The following is an 18866-nucleotide window of genomic DNA, read 5'->3' as shown; positions in this document are numbered from 1 at the left end:
GTCTGGTGAAATGCCGCGGGGCGGTCTGTCGTGTACGGACCCTTCGCGGCATGTTTTTTATATGACTGTGTGACCGATATGAAATGCCCGTAGGACTGATATAAATATGTGATTTATTGATAAATATTGCTAATGACGTGTCTTTCGGAATGATAATTGTGCTATATTAGCCGTGAGATATTCCGCATTGCGGTTTCATGACACGTGATGGCTGGGTGTCTGACGTTTGAATTTTATATCATCATTGAAATGAAAAAGACTGTTTGTTTTATAATTGCCGTACTGTCGATGATGGCTTGCGCCGCAAGCCGCACGACGGAGGAACAGCGCAGACAGGAGCTTGCGCTGACGGCGCAGAGTGTGAGAAAGGCTCTTGACGACCGTTATTACACCATCGACATGACTCATATCCGCCCACGGCGTGTCCCCACGAGGTATCTCAACGGAGGCTATTACCTGCATATCTCCGGCGACTCCATTTATTCGTGTCTGCCTTATGTGGGCAGGGCATATAATGTTCCGTACGGAGGCGGAGACGGTCTTGACTTCGACGGAGTGGTGCAGCAGTACAGGGAATCGCGTTCTACTGACGGTAAGGGGACGAAGATAGACATCGTGGTGGTAAACTCTGAGGACAGATACCGGTATATGCTGTATGTCGGTGATGACGGGCATGCCACGCTGGATGTTTTCCCCTCGTCGCGTGAGTCGGTCGCTTTCGACGGTGAGATGGATATGGGTAACTGACAGCGTGGGCTGTTATGATTCGTAAGTCGGTGTCGCTCTGTGGATGACATGTCGTTTTGCATGAGTTGCTATGATTGTCATAATGACACTGTAGCGGTATGGTGTAAGGGTGTGCATATTTGTCTGACTTACATATTGACGTTATATTGCGGTCTGATGTTGTGTTTCAATTTAAAAGAGATGATGCTCGTTACAATTGAAATGAGGCACAAATTTAATTCTGAAATAACATTAAAAAATAGTGTGTATTACAATTTAAAAGTATAAATTTGCACTGTCGGAACGAAGAAAGCGCATTTCCCGCCTGCCGCGCGTTTGCGGAACATGGGTCAGGGGAGGCATTCTTCCGACACTGTCAATCTCTCTCAATTTGGTATAAATATACTCCAAACATTATGGATTAGGAAAAAGGATGAGGCATCTTTCGTGAGAAAAGTGCCTCATCCTGATTTTTTGAGACATAAAAAAAGTTAAAGTGGCGTCACAATGATAATTATTCAGCGTGACAGTTGTTATATTTGTGTGTGTTAACTTGATTATTTTAAAGTAGATGTTCTAAATTAATTGCCATCATATTGTGTGCTGTTCAGTAGCTGCATTTCAAAGTCCGAAGAGGGAGTGTAGCGGGCTACACGACCGATGAGAGTTTGGAATGAAGCACTGAAGAGGGCACAGGATGATGACAAAGATATATATACATATGAGTGATTTTATAATATCGGTTAATTTTGAACAGCTACTTATTAACTAAATAAATTGAAGAATGAGACGAAAACTGTTGTTTGTGGCTTGCCTTATCGCCGCGTGCACTGCGGCATACGCAGGTAATGACAATCCGTTGCCGGACTGGGCGTTCGGCGGTTTCGCACGTCCCGAGGGTGTGAATCCGCTCATCACACCCAAGCCGGAGAGTGTTTTTCATTGTCCGATGAAGTCGGCTGATGTGAAATGGGAACTTGCCGACACGTTCAATCCGGCGGCAGTGGTGAAGGACGGGAGTATTTTTGTGCTTTATCGTGCCGAGGACAATCCTGCGGCAGGCATCGGCGGGCGCACCTCAAGAATAGGTCTTGTGGAGTCGGCGGACGGTCTGCATATCGACAAAAGGGAGCCTCTGCCTGTGATGTATCCTGATACGACACAGGTGTCCCGCACTTATGAGTGGGACGGAGGGTGTGAGGACCCGCGCGTTGTCGCCGCTGTTGTGGATGGAAAGACGCTTTATGTGATGACATACACATCGTGGAACCATGACAAACCGAGGCTTTCCATCGCCACGTCCCGCGATTTGAGGACATGGAAAAAGCACGGTCCGGCATTCCTGCACGCATTGGACGGGAGATATGCGGACTTTGCCTGCAAGTCGGGCTCGATACTTACTGAGGTAAGAAACGGCAGTCAGGTGGCTGCGAAAGTGTCAGTTGGAGGTAAGATGAAGTATCTCATGTATTGGGGAGAGCAGTGGGTTTGCGCAGCCACGTCCGACAATCTGGTGGACTGGACGCCGTATACCGATGCGGACGGAAATCTCATCAAGCTCGCCGAACCGCGTAAGGGATATTTCGACAGTATGCTTACTGAGTGCGGACCGCCGGCTGTTCTCACGTCAAAAGGCATTGTTCTGTTCTATAACGGTAAGAATGCCGGTGGGAAGGTTGGTGATACCGACTATCCGTCAAACACCTACGCGGCAGGTCAGATGCTCTTCGACAAGGACGAGCCGTTGAAGTATCTCGACCGGCTTGACAAGCCTTTCTTCCGTCCTATGACCGATTTTGAGAAGAGCGGGCAGTATGCCGCCGGCACGGTATTCATAGAAGGACTTGTCTATCACCGCTCGAAGTGGTTCCTGTATTACGGTTGTGCCGACTCGATGGTCGGTGTCGCGGTTTACGATCCGGCTTCGCGCTCGGGCTACGGCGACCCTGTCAAGGGTGTCACTTCCGGCATATCAGAGTAGTGTGTCGGGTGTTCCGGTTGTCTGTCAGGTGTGAGTCAGACACCGGAACATGCATTCCTGTACTCCGGAAAAGCGTCAGTCGTTTTCCATGGATTCCATTGACGCATTGCTGTGAGTGACGGACAATACGATAGAAGAACAAATAAAAATATGCGGCGGACCTGTTATGAATGAACATAAACAGGTCCGCCGCATCATGTCAGTATGTCTGTTGTCCGACGGAAAAGCCTTTTCCGCCTTCCGATTACTTTATTGTCAGCTCAACGGGGCAATGGTCGCTTCCGAAGATATCGTTGTGTATGAGAGCGTCGCACATGCGTTCTTTCATCCTGTCTGATATGAGGAAGTAGTCGATACGCCATCCGGCGTTCTTCTCGCGAGCCTTGAAGCGGTAAGACCACCATGAATATTTCACCGTGTCGGGGTATTTGTCTCTGAACGTATCGGTGAAACCGCTGTTGAGAAAGACCGTCATCTTCTCTCTCTCCTGGTCGGTGAAGCCGGCGTTCATCCTGTTTGTCTTGGGATTCTTCAGGTCTATTTCCTCATGCGCCACGTTCAGATCGCCGCATATTATAACAGGTTTCCTTTCGTCAAGTGCCTTTATGTAGGCAAGGAAATCGTCTTCCCACTTCATCCGGTATTCGAGTCTGCGCAGTCCGTCCTGTGAGTTCGGTGTGTAGACAGTGACGAGAAAGAAGTCGTCCATCTCAAGAGTGATGACGCGTCCCTCATGGTCGTGCTCGTCAATACCGATGCCGTAGCTTACTCCCAAAGGCTTGTGCTTTGTGAAAACAGCTGTCCCCGAGTATCCCTTTTTGTCCGCATAGTTCCAGTAAGAATCGTATCCTTCAAACTTCAGATCGGTCTGTCCAGCCTGCAGTTTGGTCTCCTGAAGGCAGAAGAAATCAGCGTCAAGGGCTTTGAAAGAGTCTTCAAAGCCCTTTGTTATGCATGCCCTCAGGCCGTTTACATTCCAAGAAATGAATCTCATAGCTTATCCGGCGGTTGTCAAGTGTCCCTTTATTCCAAAGACAGTACCTACGCTATGCTCCACGCCGTCTACTGTTACTTTGTTTATTATGATGTTGCCCTGGAAGAGCTTCTCCCTTTTGTATGCTACAGGATAGTAATAGTAGCCTGACGCATCGGTTATGTATTCGGCGAAGATAACCTTTACCCTGTGTGCCGAACCGGCGTAGTCGACCGAGAACTCCAGCTCTTTCTTCTTGGGAAGAATGGAGTATTGGAAGTAGGATGAGTTTGAGACCTCGAGCTTGAGGTAAGGAATCAGACTTGTTGTGTATATCTGTTCCGGAGCAGCCTCGAGTATTTCTTTCGACTTCACCATGCTTGTCATGTTGGTGACATAAAGAGCCAGAGGCTTGATAGGGAAGTTCTCTATGGTCATGCCTCCTCTTGTCATTGTCTCTTTTGATATTCTCCACTTCACGTCAACGGAGTCCTCTCTGTTTGAAGTGGTCTTTGTCGGGTTGATATAATACAGCTTTCCTGTGAAGGAACCGATTGCGTTGTTCACGGCTTCTATTGAGTCGCTGAGCGACATTTGCGGGTATTGCGTGCCGCCGTTGCCGGAATCGAGGCACGAAGAAACAGAGAAAACAGTCGCGACGGACAATGCGAGTGCAACGGTAATTGATTTTAGCTTTTTCATGTTGTTTGTTTAATTTTCATATTGTTATACAATATAATAATGTAAGAATGTCTTTATCCTTGCATGGGATATCATATTTTTTTTGATTCTCCCCTCAGCAGGTTCATGAACTCCTCTCTTGTCTTTGCCTGTCTGAACGCTCCGCTGAAGTCGCTTGTCGTTGTTATGGAGTTCTGTTTTTCCACTCCGCGCATCTGCATGCACATGTGTTTTGCCTCGACAACCACCATTACGCCGAGCGGGTGCAGCGTGTTCTGTATGCAGTCCTTTATCTGTTGCGTGAGTCTTTCCTGCACCTGGAGCCTGTGACTGTATATGTCCACCACCCTGGCTATCTTGCTCAGTCCGGTGATATATCCGTTTGGAATGTATGCCACGTGCGCCTTTCCGTAGAAGGGGAGCATGTGGTGCTCGCACATGGAGAAGAAGTCGATGTCCTTGACAATCACCATCTGGTTGTATTTTTCTTCAAACAGTGCGTCTGTAAGCACTTTATGAGGGTCCTGCGTATATCCTCTCGTGAGCACCTGCATGGCTTTTGCCACCCGCATAGGTGTTTTCTGCAGACCTTCGCGGGCTGTGTCCTCACCGAGAAGTTGCAGTATGTTCTTGTAGTTTTCCGCGAGTTCTTCGAGTCCCTCGCGGTATTCTGTTTCGGGATTCATTATTTTATATGTTTCTCGTATATGTCTGTCGCCGCCGTATATACGACATTAAGAAGTTACTGAGTTATGGGAACGGTAATCTTTCCGCTTACGATACATGCCTGTTTGTAGCCCATCTCCTGTATCTGATGCAGAATGTTGTTTGCTTCTTCAAATGTCCTGAAGTTGCCCACGCGGCATATCCATCTCGGCGAATAGAAGTGCACGTAGACCGGAAGTTCCGGGAATGACTGCTTGATGTCGTTTCCTGTGCGCTGTGCTTTTATCTTGTCGTTTCTCGAGTTGCCTCCTGCGAACACCTGCACTCTGTATCCGTCCACCTTGTAGCTTTTGCGCATTACCTTCTTGCGGGTGTCTACCGCAGGGCTTTCCGTGTCTTCCTTGGTGTCGTGTGTGGCTTCTTCCGGAGTGACTTTCAACTGATGCCGGCTGCTGTCTTTCTGCCTGTTGACTTTTGTTGTCGTTGCCGGCGTGCTGGCGGAGAGTGTGTTGGCATTGTTCACCAATTCGTCAATCTCTTTGCTTTGTGTCACCGTTACGTTGCCCTGACCGTTGTTTTTCTCCTTCAGATGCTGCATATAGTTCTGTGCGTTGCCCTGAGCTGTCGCCGCAAGTGCAAGAGTAAGGATTATGACGAATCGTTTCATGTTGTCTTTATGAGTTTGTTATAATGGCGGACCGGCATTGTCGTGCCATGCCGGTCCGCCTGTCTGATGTTGTTCCTGATTATTTTTTCCAGGCGTCGATGATGCCCTTGAAGTCGGCAGCCTTAAGTGATGCTCCTCCGATGAGTCCGCCGTCGATGTCCGGTTTTGCAAACAGCTCGGGAGCGTTGCTTGCCTTGCAGCTTCCGCCGTAGAGTATTGTGGTGTCCTCAGCGGTCTCCTTGCCGTACTTCTCAGCCACGATGCTGCGTATGTATGCGTGTATCTCCTCAGCCTGCTCAGCCGTTGCGGTCTTGCCTGTACCGATAGCCCATATCGGCTCATAAGCTATCACGATGTTCTTGAACTCCTCTGCGCTGAGGTTGAACACGCTGCCCTCGAGCTCAGCCTTCACAACTTCGTTCTGCTTCTCAGCCTCGCGCTCTTCGAGAGTCTCACCGATGCAGAAGATGACTTTGAGTCCGTTCTTCAGCGCGAGAAGCACTTTCTCCTTCAGAATCTCCGGAGTCTCGTTGTAGTACTGGCGTCTTTCAGAGTGTCCGAGGATGACATACTGTGCTCCGGTGCTCTTTACCATTTCGGCAGACACCTCTCCCGTGTATGCGCCTTTCTCCTTGTCGGCGCAGTTTTCTGCTCCAAGAGCGATGACGTCCTGGTTGAGTATCTGTGCCACAGAGGCGAGATGTATGAACGGAGTGCATATAATCACGCCGCAGTTCGGCTTTTCAGCGTTGAGTGTTTCGTTGAGCTCTTTTGCCAGAGCTACACCTTCTTGCAGGTTCATGTTCATTTTCCAGTTGCCTGCTACAATTTTCTTTCTCATTTTTTTGTGTTTAAAGAGTTTGTATAACTTATTCTTGTTGCGTTTCTGCTTTATCCATTTGGTCCACGCCCATGTTCTGTCCGCGAGTGTGAGGAGAGCCAGCGGGAATACGAACCACAGCATTATCCTCATTATCTTAGTCATTGTCGAGGTCTGGTTAGCCTGTCCTATCTCGAGCTTGTCGAGCGGACGGTCCAGCGTCTCGGTGTCGGGCAACATGTTGTGGCTCCATTTCCTTATCACCACACCGTCCTTTACGAGCATCAGTCCGGGGTTGCTCCTTATGACGGTCTTCAGTGTTGTCTCGTCCGTAGTGCAGAAAGGATACTCCGCCCCGGTGATGTCCTGCCACCGTCTTATGGCTTTCTCTCCGCTTGCCGTGAGGCAGTAGAACGGTATGTCATAGTCCTGCGCGTATTCGTATATTCGGTCTATGTTGCCGAAGTTGCTGTCGTCGGCGTGTTCGAGGAGCGGAGATATGAGCAGGAACGTGTATCCTTTGCTGTCGAGCACCTGCCGGGTGATGTCCTCTCCGGTTTTGTTGAGCGTTATGGAGAAGTCGTGTATCGGCGGCACATACCCTTTTTTGGTCTGTACCGTCTTGCTGTCGACAAACTCCCATGTGGAGTCCGGGTAGTTGTCGAGGGTGAATTCTTTGGTCACCCCGTTCTTTTTCAGTATGAATGTAGTCTCGAATTCCGGTTGCGGCGCGCCCTCCGGAATCTCCATTCCTTTTCTTATGTCGGCTCCGACGTGGTATGGCCGGAAGTCGAAATATGGCAGGGTGTAGAGGCTCAGCAGGCTTGTGGCGAAGATGAAGATGACGGTGTAGTTTATCACAATCCACTGATTGGTCTTCGATATGAGTCTCGGCATCTTCATGGGACGTGCCGCCACTGTGGCAGCGCATATTGTGAGGACAATGTTCTTCGCCAGAGTCTGTCCGTTGGTGAGCTTAAGCGCGTCGCCGAAGCAGCCGCAGTCCTGCACCGGGTCGTAGAAGAATATCCACACTGTTATGACTGTCATTATGACCATCAGGGCGAGTATTGTCCTTGAGATGACGCGGCGCTGTATGGCGAACAGCAGCAGTATGCCGAGTGAGAATTCGGCTGCGGAGAGCGTGACCGATGCCGCCAGTGTTGTCCAGTCGGGGAAAACACCGTACAGCGAGAGGGCTTCCAGATAGTCTTTTATCTTATATTGTGTGCCCAGAGGGTCTATAGCTTTCACATATCCGGACAGGATGAATGTAGCCGACAGCAACAGCCGGCACACGTTTGTCAGTATGTAAGCCGCATATCTCATTCTTTTTCTTCAGCCAGTTTTATCGCCCCGAACACCGCATAGTTTATTATGTCCATGTAGTTCGAGGCGATTCCTTCCGAGACGAGTGTCTGTCCGTTGAGGTCCTCTATCTCCTTCACGCGTTGTATCTTTGTCAGAATGAAGTCGGTATAGCTGCTCACGCGCATCGACCGCCACGCCTCGTCGTAGTCGTGGTTTTTCTTCAGCATGAGCTTGAGCGATTCTCCGGCGTGCCGCTCATACAGTGCGAGAGCCTCCTCCGGGCTCATGTCCGTGTGGTCGGCAAACCCCTGTTCGAGCTGTATCAGCCCTATTATGCCGTAATTTATGAGTGCGATGAATTCCGGTCTTATGCCTTCGCCCACGAGCGATGTCTTCTTTATCTCAAGCGAGCGTATCCGTTTTGCTTTTATATATAGCTGGTCGGTGAGCGAGGATGGGCGAAGCATCCGCCACGAAGCACCGTAGTCGTGCAGCTTACCGGCAAAAAGGCTGTGGCATTCCTGCATGACGTCCTTGAATTGTTGCTCAGTTTTCGTTGTGTTCATAACCGGCTACAAATATAATCATTTTATTCTGACGATACAAATATTTGCGGTAATGAAAACATTGCAAGGCATCATGCATGGCGTGCGCGGCTGCCTTGCGGGCGTTTCTCAAAGTTCTTTCTGGCGCATGTGTATCATTTTCACCACTCCGCACATCGCTTCGTAGCGCGCCTGAAGCGAGTCGCGCCTCACACGCAGCAGGTTTGCCTTGCGCAGGTCGGTCTCGGCTTCTATCTTGCGCAGTGTCTCCTGCAGCAGCACGTCTGTGCGGGCTATGTCGTCCTGTGCCAGCTTCAGCGAGGCGTTCTGCCATACCTTCAGCGCTTTCTTGCGTGTCTCGACAGCCGAGGGGTAGGCTGAGCGCAGCGACACTATGGAGTCAAGCACTTCCTTATAGTGTCCCTCTTCATACAGCGAGTCTATCCTTGCGAGCATGCGCTCGGCTTTCTGCTCCTCGGATTCGTTGCATCCGGCGAGCGTCACTATCAGCATTATGGTGAGAAGATACTTCATGAGTTCAGGGCGCAAATGTATAAAATAATCCGTTAATGCGCTGTCTGAGGGGTCAAGATTTTATAATCTTTATATTTTGCCGCTCTTTTTCGATGTTTTTTTTATTTTTTTTATTCCATCGCCACGGCTTCATGCCTTGTGCGGGAGGAGCGGACAGACGCACTGTGCCGGTACGGAGACGGGGGACGGAAGCCTTGGAGGATGCCCAGTCAGGCAAGTCTGGCGGTCATGACGGAGGACTGATTGTTAACAGTTTTAAGTTAAATGGCTTCCTGTCTTACCTTCGTTGCGTCAGCGTGTCCTGTATACGATGACATGGAAAAGACTGTCCTTAAAGTCGGTTTTTCATGTCTTTTCATGCATTGTCGGCTTCCTTCTTAGCCGCTGAAGTGCGTTTTCCGTCATGAAAGAGCCTCTTCCGGTGCGCGGAACAGCCTTTCCGGCAGTGCGGAACGGGCTTTCCTGAGTCGCCGAAGAGGCTTTCCTGCGTGGCGGAGGAGGCAGTGTGAAAATGAAGGAAAGGCACAACCGTATGTCAGACAATATGTTATGGATGTATGTCAAAAACCGCGTTTTTCCGGTGCGGAGCCTCTTCCGTATGACAAAACGCGCTTATTGAGCCCGCAATTTTAAGAATCGTGATTTTATGCTTGCTCTGTCTCGCATATCGCAGACGGTCTTTCCGCCATGTTCAGAAGCGTGTTCCAGGGCAGTGGGGCTGTTCTGCCGGTGCTTGTGACGGCAAGTTTGTCGCGCAACGCTTCGCAATGTGAAAATTTTAAACTATCTTTGCGGGTTGTTATTATTTTTATTTTTTCATAACAGACAGTAAAATAGAAAGATTGAAATGAGGATATATACCGATGACGAACTTGCACAGATACTTGACAAGGACATTTTTCACGAAATAGGAAACGCCGCCGACGGGCTGGGCATGGAATGCTATGTGGTGGGCGGATATGTGCGCGACATATTCCTCGAACGTCCGTCCAACGACATCGACGTGGTGGTCGTAGGCAGCGGCATACAGGTGGCTGACGCGCTGAAGAAGCGGCTCGGACGCAAGGCTCACATATCCGTGTTCCGCAATTTCGGCACGGCTCAGGTGAAATACAAGGACATCGAGGTGGAGTTTGTGGGCGCGCGGAGGGAGAGCTACAGCCACGACTCGCGCAAACCTGTGGTGGAGGACGGCACTCTGGAGGACGACCAGAACCGCCGCGACTTCACTGTCAACGCCATGGCGATATGCCTGAACGAGGGAAGGTTCGGTGAGCTGGTTGACCCTTTCGACGGTCTTGCCGATCTGGAGGACGGCATCCTGCGCACGCCTTTAGACCCCGACATCACCTTCTCGGACGATCCGCTGCGCATGCTGCGCTGTGTCAGGTTCTCTGCCCAGCTCAAGTTCCTTATCGACGAGGAAACCTTCGAGGCACTGACGCGCAATGCCGGGCGCATGTCGATTGTGAGCGGGGAGCGCATAGCCGACGAGCTTAACAAGATAATGATGACCGACAGCCCCAGCAGAGGGCTTATGGAGCTCCACCGGAGCACGCTCATGTCGCGGCTGCTGCCCGAGATTGTGGCTCTCGACGCTGTGGAGACACGCTGCGGCAAGGCTCACAAGAACAACTTCTACCATACGCTCGAGGTGGTGGACAACATCAGCCGGCGCGGTGCCGGACTGTGGCTCAGATGGGCTGCGCTGCTCCACGATGTGGGCAAACCGCGCACAAAGCGGTGGGACAACGCCGTCGGATGGACCTTCCACAACCACAACTTCGTAGGCGCGAAGATGGTGCCGCAGATCTTCAGACGCCTGAAGCTTCCGATGGACGGCAAGATGAAGTATGTGCAGAAGCTTGTCGACCTTCACATGCGCCCCATAGTCATTGCCGACGACGTGGTGACCGACAGTGCCGTGCGACGTCTTCTGAACGATGCAGGCGACGACATAGACGACCTGATGACCCTCTGCGAGGCTGACATAACGAGCCGCAACAGCGTGCGCAAACAGCGTTTCCTCGACAATTTCCGCATTGTCCGCGAAAAGATTGCCGACCTGAAGGAGCGCGACTACAAGCGTCTGCTCCAGCCGTGCATAGACGGCAACGAGATAATGGAGATGTTCAGCCTGCGCCCGAGTCCTCAGGTGGGAATACTCAAACAGACTCTCAAGGACGCCGTGCTCGACAACCGGGTGCCCAACGAGCGCGAGCCGTTGATGAGACTTCTTATGGAAAAAGCCGGAAGCATGGGGCTTTTGTAGACAAAAGTTGTTAAGTGCGGAATAATAGTTGTTAAATTTGGAAGCGCGGATATAATTATATTAATTATTGTGATTAACTTTGCGGACGCAAAACTCGTATAGGGTACTAAAGTTTTGTGACCCGTGTTAACGTGATGTATAGGATAACGCAATGTCATGTCCATATGTTTCCGTCATACGGTCTTATAACTACAATAGTGAAACAATGTTTTTTATATAAGGTATGAGAAAAAGTAAGATTTTATTGTTTGCAGCTGCCACCGCAATGTTAGCGTCTTGCGGAGGCCAGCAGGGGAAAATGGGCGACAACGAGTTTGCCGTTAGAACCATCGAGACCCAGAGCGCTGAGCTTGAGACTTCTTACCCTGCCACCATACGTGGCGTGCAGGATGTGGAGATACGTCCGAAGATATCAGGCTTCATAACGAAACTTTGTGTCAAGGAAGGTCAGAGCGTCAAGAAGGGACAATTGCTCTTCGAGATTGACAACGTGACCTATCAGGCGGCGGTGAGACAGACAAAGGCGGCTGTGAACTCTGCACAGTCACAGCTCAATACAGCCAAACTCACTTACGAGAACAATCAGAAACTGTTCGACAACCATGTAATAGGAACATATGAGTTGCAGTCTTCGAAGAACGCATACGAGAATGCCGAGGCTGCACTTGCGCAGGCAAAAGCCAACTATGTGTCCGCCAAGCAGAACCTGGACTTCTGCTATGTGAAGAGCCCTTCCAACGGAGTGGTGGGCGAACTGCCCTATCGTGTGGGCGCACTTGTAAGCTCTTCGAGCGTTGAACCGCTTACAACGGTGTCGAACATAAGCACAATGCAGGTGTATTTCTCAATGACAGAGAAGGACATGCTCGACATGTCGAAGACCAAGGGAGGCATGCATGCCGCCATAAGCGAGTATCCGGCAGTGAAGCTGAAGCTTGCCGACGGCACCATATATGAGCACGACGGCAAGGTGGCTGCGGTGAGCGGAGTGATCGATCAGGCTACCGGCTCGGTGTCGATGCGTGCCGATTTCCCCAACCCTGAGAACATTCTCAAGAGCGGCGGGTCCGGAAACATCATCGTGCCTCATGTGAGCCAGTCTGTGATAGTGCTCCCGCAGGATGCTGTGGCACAGGTGCAGGACAGATATTTCGTATATATCGTGGGCAAGGACAACAAGGTTTCATACAGCCCCGTAACCATTAATCCGGACAACGACGGCAAGACCTATATCATAGAGTCGGGACTCAAGGCTGGCGACCGCGTAGTTATCAGTGGCATAACGACACTGAAGGACGGTATGCAGATCACTCCGATAACCGAGGACCAGTATAAGGAGAAGCTGAAGAAGACCAGTGAGATGGGTTCTCACCAGAACGACTTGAAGAAGTTTAAGGAGGATATGTCGAAATAACAAGTCGGGAACGGCAGTGCCGTCCCGTCGGAGAGGGAGTGTCACACGCATGCCTGTGACCGCGCGGAATGCGCGGACTGCGGATGTGCGAAGGTCATGCGCCTGTACTCCGATGCGCGGCTGCGCATTCCGGACTTCTGAAAAGTATAAACAAAAGAGAATATGAGATTAGACAACTTTATAAAACGCCCGGTGCTCTCGACGGTCATCTCCATCCTGACCGTCATACTGGGACTTATAGGTCTGGTGTCGTTGCCTATGGAACAATACCCTGACGTTGCGCCGCCTACGGTAAGCGTGAGCGCCAACTATCAGGGAGCAAACGCCCAGACTGTGCTCAACTCGGTCATCGTGCCGCTTGAGGAGCAGATCAACGGTGTGGAGGGCATGACCTATATGACCTCTACCGCCACAAACGAAGGTTCTGCGCGAATCACCGTTTTCTTCAATCAGGGAATGAATGCCGACATGTGTCAGGTGAACGTACAGAACCGCGTGTCGCAGGCTTCAGCCCTCCTTCCGGCGGAAGTGACACGTGCCGGTGTGACAGTGCAGAAACGTCAGACGTCTACGGTGCTCCTTATGGCTATCATGGGAGACCCGGAGCGATATGACGAGAAGTTCCTTCAGAACTACGCCGACATCAACATCATTCCGGCTGTAAAGCGTGTGAGCGGTGTGGGAGACTGTGAGGTGATGGGTGCCAAGACCTATTCAATGCGTATATGGCTTGACCCGGCGAAGATGAAGAACTACGGTCTTATGCCGTCAGACATATCCGCAGTGCTTGCTGAACAGAACATCGAGGCTGCTCCGGGTAAGTTCGGAGAACAGAGCGACAACCAGTATGAGTACACCATACGTTACAAGGGACGTCTTCAGACACCTACCGAGTTTGAGAACATGATTATCTCAAGCGACGCGAACGGAAACACAGTGCGTGTGAAGGACGTCGCCCGCGTAGAGTTGGGAGGTCTCTTTTACAGTGTGACTTCCAAGGTGAACGGTCGTCCGGCGGTGATGATGATGGTCACACAGACCGCAGGCTCCAACGCCACACAGATTGTGAGCGACATCAAGGATGTCATCGCAGACCAGAAAACGATGCTTCCTCCAGGTGTGGAGATAGAATACATGCAGGACGTTACGGAGTTCCTCTATGCCTCAATGGATAACCTTATCCATACGCTTTTCGAGGCTTTCGTACTCGTTTTCGTCGTTGTTTACTTCTTCTTGCAGGACTTCCGCTCGACGCTCATCCCGCTTATAGCGGTTCCGGTGTCGTTGGTTGGTACGTTCTTCTTCCTCTATGTGTTCGGCTTCTCGCTCAACCTGCTTACGCTTTCCGCTCTTGTGCTTGCCATTGCGATAGTCGTCGACGACGCGATAGTGGTGGTGGAGGCGGTCCATGCCAAGCTTGACCTCGGCTACAAGTCTGCCCGTCTCGCGTCGATAGACGCCATGAGCGAAATCTCCGGAGCCATTATCTCCATCACGCTTGTGATGTCAGCCGTGTTCATTCCGGTGTCGTTCATAGGCGGAACGTCAGGTACGTTCTATAAGGAGTTCGGTATCACCATGGCAATCTCAATCATCATATCCGCCGTCAACGCCCTTACGCTCTCACCGGCACTTTGTGCGGTGCTTCTGAAACCGAAGAATGAGGACGGCACGGTGCGCAAGATGTCATGGCTCGACCGCTTCAACGCCGCGTTCAACGGGGCTTACGGAAAGGTTCAGGACAAGTACACCAAGTGTGTGCGCAAGATTGTCGAGAAGCCTGTCATAGCCATCGTGGCTGTCATTGTCGGTGTAGCCGCAATGGCGTTCACGGCAATGACCACCAAGACCGGACTTGTTCCTGACGAGGATACGGGTACTGTGTTCTGTACGGTATCAACTCCTCCGGGCACGTCTCTTACTAAGACAAACCTCGTGATGGACCAGGTTGACTCCATGCTTGCCACCAATCCCGCGATAGACAAGCGTCTGCGCATCACCGGTTACAACTTCATCTCAGGTCAGGGAACCAACCAGGGAACGTTCGTCATAAAGCTCAAATCGTTCGAAGAGCGCGATAAGGAAGAAGGACTGGCTAAGTTCATGGACATTCACACGATGGGTTCGAAGATGGTGCTGGGCATGATATACAAGCAGACGGCAGCCATAAAGGGCGCGCAGATACTTGCTTTCCAGCCGCCTATGGTGCAGGGATTCTCAGCCACCAACGGTCTGACGTTCTCCATGCTCGACCGTACGGGAGGCGATGTGAACAACTTCTTCAAGATAACACAGAACTTCCTTGCCGAGCTTAACAAACGTCCGGAGATAGCGACAGCCATGACTTCCTACAACTCGGAGTATCCGCAGTACATGATAGACGTCAATGTGGCGAAGTGCAAGCAGAGCGGCATCGACCCGGGAACGGTTCTCACAGCCATGCAGGGATACTATGGCGGTCTGTATGCGTCGAACTTCAACTCTTTCGGTAAGCTCTACCGTGTAATGATACAGGCAGACCCGAAGATGCGTGAGGACCTGAAGAGCATGAACAATATCTATGTGCGCACAGCCAGCGGAATGGCTCCCATCAATGAGTTCGTATCGATGAAGAGAGTCTACGGTCCGCAGGAGATAGCCCGTTTCAACCTTTTCACCTCTATTGACGTGAACGCCACCGCTGCCGAAGGCTATTCGTCGGGTGACGCCATACGCGCCGTTGAGGAGGTTGCAAGCAACACCCTGCCGACAGGTTTCGGCTACGAGTTCTCCGGTCTTACTCGTTCGGAGCAGGAGTCGAGCAGTTCCACAATGATTATCTTCGCACTCTGTCTGACGTTCGTCTATCTTATTCTGAGCGCGCAGTACGAAAGCTATCTTGTGCCTCTGTCTGTAATATTGTCCATTCCGTTCGGTGTCGCCGGAGCGTTCCTCTTCACCAACATGTTCGGAAAGCAGAACGACATCTACATGCAGATTGCGCTCATCATGCTTATCGGACTTCTTGCCAAGAACGCCATCCTTATCGTGCAGTTCGCCCTCGAACGCCGCAGGACGGGTATGGCACTTTCCTGGTCGTCGGTATTGGGCGCGCAGGCACGTCTGCGTCCTATCCTCATGACATCGTTGGCTATGATTATCGGTCTTATGCCGTTGCTCAGACCTATGGGAGTGGGCTATAACGGTAACATGACTCTTGGCGCCGCAGCTATCGGCGGTATGCTTATAGGTATGATATGCCAGCTTCTTGCCGTACCGGCACTGTTCTATGTGTTCCAGTACTTGCAGGAGAAGATCAAGCCGCTTGAGTTCGATGACGACAACGTTGCGGTCGATACGGAGCTGCTGCAGTACACTCGTCCGATAGAAAAACAAGAAAAATGAATATAGAGATGAAAAGTTTCAATATCATAATAATGGTTTCTGCAGCCGCATTATTGAGCGGCTGCGGAATCTACGGCAAGTATGAGAGACCGGAGGTCGACGCTGCCGGCATCGTGCGCGACGTCACATCCAACACCGACACACTTGCCGTGACAGACACGACAAGCTTCGGCAACCTGCCATGGAAGAGCGTGTTCACAGACCCGGCGTTGCAGTCGCTCATAGAGAAGGGACTGGAGAACAACACCGACCTGCTCAACGCAGCACTCAACGTCAAGATGGTGGAGGCACAGCTCATGGCTGCCAAACTGGCGTTCGTGCCTTCGTTCACGTTCTCACCGCAGGGAACCATCTCCTCATGGGACGGCAACAAGGCGACGAAAACCTATTCGCTGCCCGTCAACGCCAGCTGGAGCATAGACCTCTTCGGCAATCTGCTGAACCAGAAACGCAGCGCGCAGATGGCTCTTCTCGCCACTAAGGACTACCAGCTCGTGGTGAAGACCAACCTTATAGCCAACGTGGCTAACGCCTACTACACACTGCTCATGCTCGACAAGCAGCTTGAGATAGTCAACAACATGGTGGGTCTGACAAAGGAGACATGGGACATGATGAAGCTGCAGAAGGACTTCAAGGGTGGCAAGGAGACAAGCGTGCAGAGCGCGGAGGCAAACTACTACTCGGTGCTCGCACAGGCTGCCGACCTGAAACGCCAGATACGCGAGACCGAAAACTCGCTGTCGCTGCTGCTCGGACAGCGCGCCCAGTACATAGAGCGCGGCAAGATAGACGACCAGAACCTGCCTGTGGAGTTCAGCACCGGAGTAAGTCTGCAGATGCTCAACAACCGTCCTGACGTGCACTATGCCGAGATGACCCTCGCACAGTGCTTCTACAACACGCAGGCGGCACGCTCCAAGTTCTATCCCAACATAACCATCAGCGGCTCGGGAGCGTTCACCAACAGTGCCGGAGCGGGCATAGTGAATCCAGGCAAATGGCTCCTCAGCGCGGTGGGAAGCCTCGTGCAGCCCATATTCCAGAACGGACAGCTCGTCGCAGGACTCAAAGTGGCGAAGGCAGAACAGGAACAGGCTTACAACACATGGCAGAACGCAGTGCTCTCGGCTGGCTCTGAGGTGAGCAACGCGCTTGTGCTCTACAACTCGTCGGACGAGAAGAGCAAGCTCGAGGCGAAACAGGTGGAGAGCCTGAGGAAAAACGTTGAATACACTAAAGACTTGTTCCAGAGTGCCGGAAGCACCTATCTCGAGGTGATAACCGCACAGCAGTCGCTCCTCAATGCGGAGCTTGCGAAGGTTCAGGACGATTTCTACAAGATGCAGGCTGTGGTCAACCTCTACTATGCTTTGGGCGGAGGACGTGACTAAACATGCATAAGACAGACCGGAGGTTTTCCGTACAATCAATCCATACAGGCTGTATCAGAGAGCCTCACGGGTCTGTCAGAATGTTCATAAGTTTTATATGAAAACAAAAACAAACAGAATATGATCAGTCCAAAAGCAGAAATAAACCCCAAGGCGAGAATAGGCAAGAACGTCACCATTTATCCTTTCGCCTACATAGAGGACGACGTCGAGATTGGAGACGACTGCGTTATCTATCCGTACGTCAGTGTGATGAAGGGCACACGCATAGGACGTGGCAACAAGATATTCCAGAACACGGTGCTCGGAGCGGAGCCTCAGGACTTCAACTTCCGCGGAGACGACTCGGTGCTGGTTATCGGAGACTATAACTGCATACGCGAGAACGTGGTGATAAACCGTGCCACCTTCAGTGACGGAAAGACCGTCATAGGCAATCATAACTTCCTTATGGAGGGCGTGCACGTGTCGCACGACACCAAGATATCGGACAATTGCGTGTTCGGATACGGCACGAAGATAGCCGGAGACTGCGAGATAGAGAACGACGTGATATTCTCGTCCAACGTCATCGCCAATGCGGGAGTGCGCGTGGGACGCGGTTCGATGATACAGGGCGGAAGCCGCCTGAGCCGTGATGTGCCGCCATACATAATCGCAGGCAACAATCCTGTGAAGTACGGAGGCATCAACGCCACCATACTTACCAACCACAATGTGACCCAGAAGGTGCAGGCGCACATAGCAAACGCCTACCGTCTGATATTCCACGGACAGACATCGGTGTTCGATGCGGTGATTCAGGTGAAGCAGCAGGTGCCCGACGGTCCAGAGGTACGTCATATCATAGAGTTCATGAACGGAACAAAGCTCGGCATCATCAGCAAGATCTGACATCGTATTGTCATACGTATAACTCCTACGGTGCGACGGCAACAAGCCGCCGCACCGTTTTGTTTGACAGCCCGGACATGAAGAACATACTTCGTGGGACTGATGTCATGCCACGCATCCGCCGCACTTCATAAAGATGGTCTTGTGTGTGTCCGCATGGCGGTATATGCATATGAAAGTGTATATTTATACGTTCAAGACGGTAAAATATTTTTACAGATAAAATAAGTGAAACAGAATCGCGACCCGGTCCGGGCAGTGCCGGATGAGCACGGATAAGTTTCTTGATGCCGTCGTTTTACCATCCGAATCCTGCGAAACGCCTGCTTTTATATGTATATTATACGTGTTCGCACGCCGTCAGCGCTTTTCCGTTCTTCCATTTTGCCTTTCCTGATGCGCGGAACAGTGTGTTTGACTGTGCGGAACGGGCTCTTTCGTCTGGCGGAAGAGCCTTTTCGGGCATGCCGAAGAGCCTTTCCTGTAAGACAGGGCAGGATATTCTGTCTGCCGGAATGGTGTTTTACGCTGACTGTCAGACCTTTATGCCTTATGTCCGGAATACCGGCTTATTCCGCTCCGGATTCTTTTCCGTTCAAAAAAA

14 protein-coding genes are annotated in these 18866 nt (G+C 51.2%); 7 read left to right on the top strand and 7 right to left on the bottom strand.

The window, feature by feature from the left end; genetic code table 11:
- The first annotated feature begins 249 nt into the window (after positions 1–249).
- Positions 250–747 carry a DUF4251 domain-containing protein gene (locus BN4609_RS13445; protein ID WP_068857130.1) on the top strand — a complete coding sequence of 166 codons (498 nt, stop codon included), beginning with the start codon at positions 250–252 and terminating at the stop codon, positions 745–747.
- A gap of 763 nt (positions 748–1510) precedes the next feature.
- Positions 1511–2707, top strand: a complete 1197-nt coding sequence (locus BN4609_RS13440; protein WP_068857129.1) for a beta-1,2-mannosidase — start codon at positions 1511–1513, stop codon at positions 2705–2707.
- A 244-nt stretch (positions 2708–2951) separates the two neighbouring features.
- Here the strand turns inward: BN4609_RS13440 and BN4609_RS13435 are convergent, their stop codons facing one another.
- The 7 genes from BN4609_RS13435 to BN4609_RS13405 form a co-directional block, all read right to left on the bottom strand.
- Positions 2952–3701 carry an exodeoxyribonuclease III gene (locus tag BN4609_RS13435; protein WP_068857128.1) on the bottom strand — a complete coding sequence of 250 codons (750 nt, stop codon included), beginning with the start codon at positions 3699–3701 and terminating at the stop codon, positions 2952–2954.
- Positions 3702–3704: 3 nt separating this feature from the next.
- Positions 3705–4382 carry a DUF4840 domain-containing protein gene (locus BN4609_RS13430; RefSeq protein WP_084791641.1) on the bottom strand — a complete coding sequence of 226 codons (678 nt, stop codon included), beginning with the start codon at positions 4380–4382 and terminating at the stop codon, positions 3705–3707.
- A gap of 71 nt (positions 4383–4453) precedes the next feature.
- The gene (gene folE / locus BN4609_RS13425; RefSeq protein WP_021992723.1) at positions 4454–5047 is read right to left on the bottom strand and encodes a GTP cyclohydrolase I FolE; all 594 of its coding nucleotides are present in this window, start codon (positions 5045–5047) and stop codon (positions 4454–4456) included.
- A 56-nt stretch (positions 5048–5103) separates the two neighbouring features.
- Complete coding sequence (locus BN4609_RS13420) at positions 5104–5694, bottom strand: SPOR domain-containing protein (RefSeq protein ID WP_068857126.1); 591 nt, start codon at positions 5692–5694, stop codon at positions 5104–5106.
- Positions 5695–5773: 79 nt separating this feature from the next.
- A complete protein-coding gene (locus tag BN4609_RS13415) occupies positions 5774–7843 on the bottom strand; it encodes a BT_3928 family protein (RefSeq protein ID WP_084791637.1) in 2070 nt (689 codons plus the stop codon).
- Positions 7840–8391, bottom strand: coding sequence for a DUF1599 domain-containing protein (locus tag BN4609_RS13410; protein WP_068857125.1), 552 nt, complete (start codon positions 8389–8391; stop codon positions 7840–7842). Before BN4609_RS13410 ends, BN4609_RS13415 begins: the two co-directional genes overlap by 4 nt.
- 108 nt (positions 8392–8499) lie before the next feature.
- Entirely contained in the window at positions 8500–8904 is a 405-nt protein-coding gene (locus BN4609_RS13405; RefSeq protein WP_068857285.1) for a hypothetical protein, read from the bottom strand.
- A gap of 847 nt (positions 8905–9751) precedes the next feature.
- Between BN4609_RS13405 and BN4609_RS13395 the strand changes: the two genes are divergently transcribed.
- The 5 genes from BN4609_RS13395 (at position 9752) to lpxA (ending at position 18262) form a co-directional block, all read left to right on the top strand.
- On the top strand, positions 9752–11176 hold the full coding sequence (locus tag BN4609_RS13395) for a CCA tRNA nucleotidyltransferase (protein ID WP_068857123.1): 1425 nt from the start codon (positions 9752–9754) through the stop codon (positions 11174–11176).
- A gap of 223 nt (positions 11177–11399) precedes the next feature.
- Positions 11400–12590, top strand: coding sequence for an efflux RND transporter periplasmic adaptor subunit (locus BN4609_RS13390; RefSeq protein WP_068857122.1), 1191 nt, complete (start codon positions 11400–11402; stop codon positions 12588–12590).
- A 162-nt stretch (positions 12591–12752) separates the two neighbouring features.
- The gene (locus BN4609_RS13385; RefSeq protein WP_068857121.1) at positions 12753–15974 is read left to right on the top strand and encodes an efflux RND transporter permease subunit; all 3222 of its coding nucleotides are present in this window, start codon (positions 12753–12755) and stop codon (positions 15972–15974) included.
- Between the two features lie 8 nt (positions 15975–15982).
- Positions 15983–17368 carry an efflux transporter outer membrane subunit gene (locus tag BN4609_RS13380; RefSeq protein WP_021992714.1) on the top strand — a complete coding sequence of 462 codons (1386 nt, stop codon included), beginning with the start codon at positions 15983–15985 and terminating at the stop codon, positions 17366–17368.
- A 120-nt stretch (positions 17369–17488) separates the two neighbouring features.
- Positions 17489–18262 (top strand): acyl-ACP--UDP-N-acetylglucosamine O-acyltransferase, encoded by a 774-nt coding sequence (lpxA, locus tag BN4609_RS13375; protein ID WP_021992713.1) that lies wholly within the window; start codon positions 17489–17491, stop codon positions 18260–18262.
- Positions 18263–18866: the final 604 nt, after the last annotated feature.

Origin of the sequence: Leyella lascolaii (genome assembly GCF_900079775.1) — a bacterium.
Taxonomy (GTDB): domain Bacteria; phylum Bacteroidota; class Bacteroidia; order Bacteroidales; family Bacteroidaceae; genus Prevotella; species Prevotella lascolaii.
Note: the sequence above shows the minus strand (reverse complement) of the source record. Positions and strands in the feature narration are given on the sequence as shown.